Consider the following 6,139-nt stretch of genomic DNA (forward strand, 5'->3'; position numbering starts at 1 on the left):
CTGAAAGCATCTAAGCATGAAGCCCCCCTCAAGATGAGATTTCCCATAGCGTAAGCTAGTAAGATCCCTGAAAGATGATCAGGTTGATAGGTTCGAGGTGGAAGCATGGTGACATGTGGAGCTGACGAATACTAATAGATCGAGGACTTAACCATATAATATGTAGCAATGTTATCTAGTTTTGAAGGAATATGCCTTCATAGTTTGGTGATGATGGCAGAGAGGTCACACCCGTTCCCATACCGAACACGGAAGTTAAGCTCTCTAGCGCCGATGGTAGTTGGGACCTTGTCCCTGTGAGAGTAGGACGTCGCCAAGCAAGCTTAAGACGAGTCAGAATGACTCGTCTTTTTTGTGTTTTATAAAAATAAGAATGGCTGGTAAATCTCAGTTTATTAAAATTTCACTTTATTGTTCACATCAACAAGTTCAAAACGCTCACAGACGAGTAACATATCTTCAGAGAAATTAAGACCAAGCTCATTTAGTTCCTTTGTAAAAAAACGAACATGGGTGTCTCTCCAGTAATTATAAGTACGATCTCCTTCGCCTTCAGCGATAGCGAATTCTTCGCTTACTTCATTCATTGGTGTTACAGTTACTTCTATTGTCTTAATAATAGCTACAGGTTCATCATTACTATTGAGTATAATACTATAATCAATAGTAGTCGGTAGTGATTCATGTTCTAATTCATAAAAAATGTGACCGGAGCATGTAGCGGTTTTAATACCGTCAATTACTAGTTGTGCAAGATAATTAGGGGCATCCCCAAATTGCCAAGCTGTAACAGATTCTGGTTTTTTGTTGTTTCCCCAATAAGTATCCCAATATGTTTGTGCTAATTGATTCATTTTTATCGTTACCTCACTCTAATTCATATTTAGTCTCTTTATAATTCCTAGGAAATTTACTTACTTATTTAGTATGTCTTTGTACTCATTTAAAAGTTGTAGCAGTGTGTTACAAATTAAAAAGATACTATGTGGAGTGAATATAGTTTGTAAATATGTTCTGTACATATATGGGATCTTTAATTTTCCAATTGCATTTTATGATAAAGGATGTAGTTACTTAAAGAACGTTCAGATTATGAATGGTAGTTTATTATCACTATGCCATATTGAAGTGAGTAATACTAGAGTTAAAATAGATGAAAAAACTGATATTCTAAATTGAATATCAGTTTAATAATATGTGACTTATATGAATCTATAGCAATACGAAAAGCGTAAATAAGATAGCCAACAAAATACGATAGTACGCAAAAGGTTTTAAACCTATCTTCTCTAAAAGCTTTAGAAAAGTTACTACCGCTAGCATCGCTACTATAAAAGAGGTAATGAATCCTACCGCAAACATAGGGATGTCATCGACACTTAAATACTTCCAACTTTTTAGTAAGTCTAAGCCTGTTGCCCCAATCATTACAGGAAGAGCTATTAGAAAAGAGAATTCAGATGCAGTCTTATAATTTACTTTTGCTAATAGACCTCCAGAGATAGTAGAGCCAGCTCTAGAGAAGCCAGGGTATACCGCTAAGCACTGAAATAATCCGATTGTTAAAGCTTGGCGGTATGTTAAATCGTCCAGTGAATAGGCTGCTGCCTCTTTCTTTTTTACTTCTGCAAAGATCATAAGAATTGCCCCTGCTACAAGTCCAATCACAACAGTGTATGGCTGGAATAAGTATGTTTTAATAATATCATGTAGTAGCAAACCAGCAACCACTGCCGGAAATACGCCAAGAAATACATGGAACGCGTTGAATTTTTTTTCTTTCTGTATAAGAGGTTTAATATTACATAAAGAAACGAGACGTTTATGATATAAAATTGCAATAGCTAAAATTGCGCCTAGCTGAATAACAATTTCAAACGTTTTTGCTCTTTCTCCCTCAAAGCCTAATAAATGCCCGACTAATATAAGGTGGCCAGTAGAAGATATAGGTAAAAATTCAGCTAATCCTTCTACAATACCGAGTATGAAGGCAATAATGATATCGCTCATAGTTTCACTCCTATACATTAATGAATGTCTACTTTTTTAAAATAGAATAGTGTTGCAATAAATCCGGAAATTGTCGTTACTGCAATGATGATATAAGAATACTCTGGTGGATATGTCGGTTGTAATTCGTTATTTGCGATATCTAGAGTAGCGGTCCACGGAAATAAATCTTTATGCTTGGAGTTTACGAGCATAAGATTAGTCATTGTAATAATGACTGTTAATATAATGGGTGGTACATAGCTCTTCATTACAAGAGTTAGTAGCACAATAGGTGAAGACAATAGAAAGAGAAGTCCACCACATATTAAAAATTCTAGGAAAGAACCTAAAAGTAAAGAAATGTTAAAACCAGGGAAGTTCCCCAATAGCCCTAATATTAAAGTAAGTGCCCAAGCGACTAAAGTTAGCATCATAATCCAAAGAAAGAGAATGATGAATTTACTTGTAATAAAGCTAATGCGCGACACGGGGATAGTTAGTAAATTTTTCAGTGTATCTTCTGTATATTCGCGGGTAAGCAAATAAGCAACCACTACTCCATATAAGGGGAATCCTATAACTAAAGTAGTATATAAGTTAACGTCAGTGAATAATTGATCGAACCAAATAGTTGGAGTTGGCTGTTTTGTTTTTATATGTATATAAGAGGCTACTACAACTAAGAAAGGTGCGACACCAGCACCAATAATGCTAATTAAAAACATATTAGAGCGTTTTAGTTTTAAGAGTTCTGTATAGAGTAGATTAACCAATTGTTCCACCTCCAACTAGTTTGGTGAAATAATCTTCTAGTCTATCTTCGCTTATCATCATTTTTAATACTTCAATATCGTTAAGAACGAACGTTCTGTTTATGTATCCTTGTTGTCCAAAATGAGAGTAAATACGAATATTTCCTTCATCATGTACTTCATAATCAAAAATTTGAAGATGATTTTCTAATAACATCACAGCTTTATCGTCATTATTCACTTGAAACTCTATGTACTTACGGTTTGCTTTGCGCAGCGTATCAAGAGAAACTTCTTCTAGTAACTTTCCTTCATGAATAATTCCGATACGATCGACTAACTGTTCTACCTCGGCTAATATGTGACTAGAAATCAGTATTGTTATATTTCTTTCTTGAGCTAAAGAATGAATAAGTTTTCGCATTTCTTTAATACCAATAGGGTCTAGTCCGTTAGTTGGTTCATCTAATATGAGTAGCTCAGGATAATGGAGAAGAGCACGTGCAATTCCTAAGCGTTGCTTCATTCCTAAAGAATACTTTCCTACTAACTTTTTTGTCGCATGCTGCAAGCCTACTATTTCTAATGCTTCTTCGATAGCATTCTTTTTGTGAACCCCAATTATCTTTGCATTAATTAGTAGGTTTTCTTTTGCAGTTAAGTTTTCATAAAATCCTGGAACTTCAACTATAGAACCAATTCTGCTTAAAATATCTTTTTGATTTTGGAATAAGTTCTCTCCGAATATTTCAATCGTTCCACTTGTAGGTTTTATAAGACTAAGCAGCATACGAATGGTTGTTGTTTTACCAGCACCGTTGCGGCCTATGAAGCCATAAATCTCTCCTTGTTGAACATTAATATTTAAATTATCTACTGATTTTTGATTGCCATATACTTTAGTAAGGTTAGTCGTTTTTATAATTGTATTTATAGGAGACACCTGCTTTCTATAAGTTCTTACTTACATCATAAAAAGGAAGGCTTAACTGCATATTAATCATTTCTTAACTATTTCTTAAAAGTATTGTGTTTTGGAACAGAAAAGCCAAAAGTAGTTCGTTTCCATGGAGTACTTTCAACCCATATATGCCCACCATTTTTTTCAACGAGTGCTTTAGAAATAGAGAGTCCGAGACCGCTACCACCAAATGAAGAGTTTCTTGATTGTTCGCTTCGGTACATTCGCTCAAATATGTTTTGTAAATCATGTTTTGGAATACCAGGGCCTTGATCCCAAATATGAAGTTTGTATTCTGCATCAGCTTCTAGCAGTTCGACTCCTATTGTTTTCCCATCCTTTCCGTAATAAATTGCATTTTTCATTAAATTACCGATAATCCGCATAATGCTTAGATGATCTGCGATGATAGGACAAGTAGACTCTGGTATGAGAATTTGCAGTTCGATGTTATGTTTTGAGAGCTCAGGTAAAAATTCAATCAAAACTTCTCTAGTAACTTCAGAAAAGTCGAGTTCTTCTTCTTTTAGTGGAAATTCATTAGCGTCTAGCTTCGCCATATTGAATATTTCATCAACTAGGTGCTTTAAGTTATTTGATTTCATATAGAGTATTTTAAGATATTCTTGTTTTTCTATTTCAGAAGCAGCAACTCCGTCTTTCAAAGCATCTATATATCCGATAATGGAGGTGAGTGGTGTTCGTATATCGTGGGAGATACTAGACAAAAGTTGTTTTCTGGATTCCTCGGATCTTTTGGCTTCAATCTGAACCTGCTCTAATTTAGCTATTAGCTCGTTTATTGAAAAAACGATATTATGTAATGAGTGGTCATTGCTTGTGAATAATCTCGTTTGTAAGTTTCCTTTTAGTACACGACTTAATTTAGTATCCATTGCTTTACGATGTTGAATGAATTGTATTCTTGAAAAGAAGAGATAAATTGTAATTAAGATAAGGATAATAAATAAAGACATTTTTAATCTTGGGCCCATTTGTATGTTTAAAATCCCGCAAATGATAAGTTGTAATGAAATAAGGAAGAGGGTTTTATCAGTCTTCAAGCTTTTCACCTACAAACTTATAACCAATTCCCCATATAGTCTGAATGAATTTTGGATTGGAAGGGTCAATTTCTATTTTCTTTCTAAGTTTTCGAATATGTACCATAACGGTATTGTCATCTTCTATATAATTATCGTCCCACACATTTCGGAAGAGCTGTGTTTTTGTAAATACTTGCCCTGGGTTTGAAGTAAAGAATTTTAACAGTTCCAATTCTTTTCCGGTTAAGCTAATTTCTTCTTTGTTTGTATGAACTGTGTATGTATTTAAATTGATAGTTAGTCCTTTAAAAGATAAAGTTGTTTTTTCTTGAGCAGTATTGTTACTTCCGAGAACTAAAAAACGCCGCATAAGAGCTTTTACTCGTGCAATTACTTCGTGAATGCTGAAAGGTTTCGTAATATAATCATCAGCACCAATGCTTAAACCTAAAATTTTATCAACTTCGTGATCTTTAGCAGTGAGCATTAATATAGGTACGTTAGTTTTATCTCTAAGTTTTTTACATACCTCGATTCCATCTATTTTGGGCATCATAAGATCTAATATAACGAGGTTATATTTATTTTGATTAAATAAATGCAAGGCTTCTTCGCCGTTGATTGCAGTGTCTACCATGTATAATTCTCGTTCTAAATATATTTTTAATAAATTTCGGATTTCTTTATCGTCGTCTGCTATAAGGATACGTATATCTTTCATATCTTCACCTGCTTCTAATAGAGTTTTATTGATAGTACAACAACTCTCTAATTATATACTAGTATTTGTTAAAATAAGGTTGCTAGTTTTGTTGGAGGAAAACGTCCACACAAGTTAAGTCTAGAGTTCAAATTAACTTAAATATATTTGGAAAAATAAATTAAAGAGAAGCAGAAGGTGTGCTCCGATAATGAAATCCTATAGAGACGTATCTAGCTAAAAGAGCATAAAAATATTAAATTAAAATTCTTTATAAAAAGGTGTTGACGATTATACTTTAGAGGTGTAATATAGAACAAGTCGCCGATGACATTAACATCGCAAGCGACAAACGAAATGAAAAACTTAGTTGACATTGAAAGATGAAAATGTTAACATAAGGAAGTCGCAAATGAGCGACCAAGTAGTTCTTTGAAAACTGAACGAAACAAACAACGTGAAACGTCAATTTTTATTTTAGATGCTAGACAAACTAACTTTATTGGAGAGTTTGATCCTGGCTCAGGATGAACGCTGGCGGCGTGCCTAATACATGCAAGTCGAGCGAATGGATTAAGAGCTTGCTCTTATGAAGTTAGCGGCGGACGGGTGAGTAACACGTGGGTAACCTGCCCATAAGACTGGGATAACTCCGGGAAACCGGGGCTAATACCGGATAACATTTTGA

General features: G+C 34.4%; 6 protein-coding genes and 3 rRNA genes. 3 read left to right on the top strand and 6 right to left on the bottom strand.

The window, feature by feature from the left end; all coding sequences use genetic code 11:
- Positions 1-155, top strand: a 23S ribosomal RNA gene (locus HMPREF1014_RS28875); the annotation flags it as partial.
- Positions 156-203: 48 nt separating this feature from the next.
- Positions 204-319 (top strand): 5S ribosomal RNA (gene rrf, locus HMPREF1014_RS28880).
- A 76-nt stretch (positions 320-395) separates the two neighbouring features.
- Here the strand turns inward: rrf and HMPREF1014_RS28885 are convergent.
- From HMPREF1014_RS28885 to HMPREF1014_RS28910, 6 genes are all read right to left on the bottom strand, one after another.
- Positions 396-854 carry an ASCH domain-containing protein gene (locus tag HMPREF1014_RS28885; protein ID WP_001072418.1) on the bottom strand — a complete coding sequence of 153 codons (459 nt, stop codon included), beginning with the start codon at positions 852-854 and terminating at the stop codon, positions 396-398.
- Between the two features lie 358 nt (positions 855-1,212).
- Positions 1,213-2,010, bottom strand: coding sequence for an undecaprenyl-diphosphate phosphatase UppP (gene uppP / locus HMPREF1014_RS28890; protein ID WP_001279957.1), 798 nt, complete (start codon positions 2,008-2,010; stop codon positions 1,213-1,215).
- 17 nt (positions 2,011-2,027) lie between these two features.
- Entirely contained in the window at positions 2,028-2,765 is a 738-nt protein-coding gene (locus HMPREF1014_RS28895; RefSeq protein WP_000247711.1) for an ABC transporter permease, read from the bottom strand.
- Positions 2,758-3,687 (bottom strand): ABC transporter ATP-binding protein, encoded by a 930-nt coding sequence (locus tag HMPREF1014_RS28900; RefSeq protein ID WP_000074576.1) that lies wholly within the window; start codon positions 3,685-3,687, stop codon positions 2,758-2,760. Before HMPREF1014_RS28900 ends, HMPREF1014_RS28895 begins: the two co-directional genes overlap by 8 nt.
- A 68-nt stretch (positions 3,688-3,755) precedes the next feature.
- The gene (locus tag HMPREF1014_RS28905; protein ID WP_000845335.1) at positions 3,756-4,769 is read right to left on the bottom strand and encodes a sensor histidine kinase; all 1,014 of its coding nucleotides are present in this window, start codon (positions 4,767-4,769) and stop codon (positions 3,756-3,758) included.
- Complete coding sequence (locus HMPREF1014_RS28910) at positions 4,759-5,472, bottom strand: response regulator transcription factor (RefSeq protein ID WP_000651991.1); 714 nt, start codon at positions 5,470-5,472, stop codon at positions 4,759-4,761. The genes HMPREF1014_RS28905 and HMPREF1014_RS28910 overlap by 11 nt, the downstream gene beginning before the upstream one ends.
- A 478-nt stretch (positions 5,473-5,950) precedes the next feature.
- Between HMPREF1014_RS28910 and HMPREF1014_RS28915 the strand changes: the two genes are divergently transcribed.
- A 16S ribosomal RNA gene (locus HMPREF1014_RS28915) occupies positions 5,951-6,139 on the top strand; the annotation flags it as partial.

Origin of the sequence: Bacillus sp. 7_6_55CFAA_CT2 (assembly GCF_000238655.1) — a bacterium.
Lineage (GTDB): Bacteria > Bacillota > Bacilli > Bacillales > Bacillaceae_G > Bacillus_A > Bacillus_A cereus.

Bases quoted from the DNA above. Each gene is read 5' to 3' on its own strand.
- HMPREF1014_RS28885 (WP_001072418.1), bottom strand. From the start codon at position 854: ATGAATCAATTAGCACAAACATATTGGGATACTTATTGGGGAAACAAC.
- uppP (WP_001279957.1), bottom strand. From the start codon at position 2,010: ATGAGCGATATCATTATTGCCTTCATACTCGGTATTGTAGAAGGATTA.
- HMPREF1014_RS28910 (WP_000651991.1), bottom strand. From the start codon at position 5,472: ATGAAAGATATACGTATCCTTATAGCAGACGACGATAAAGAAATCCGA.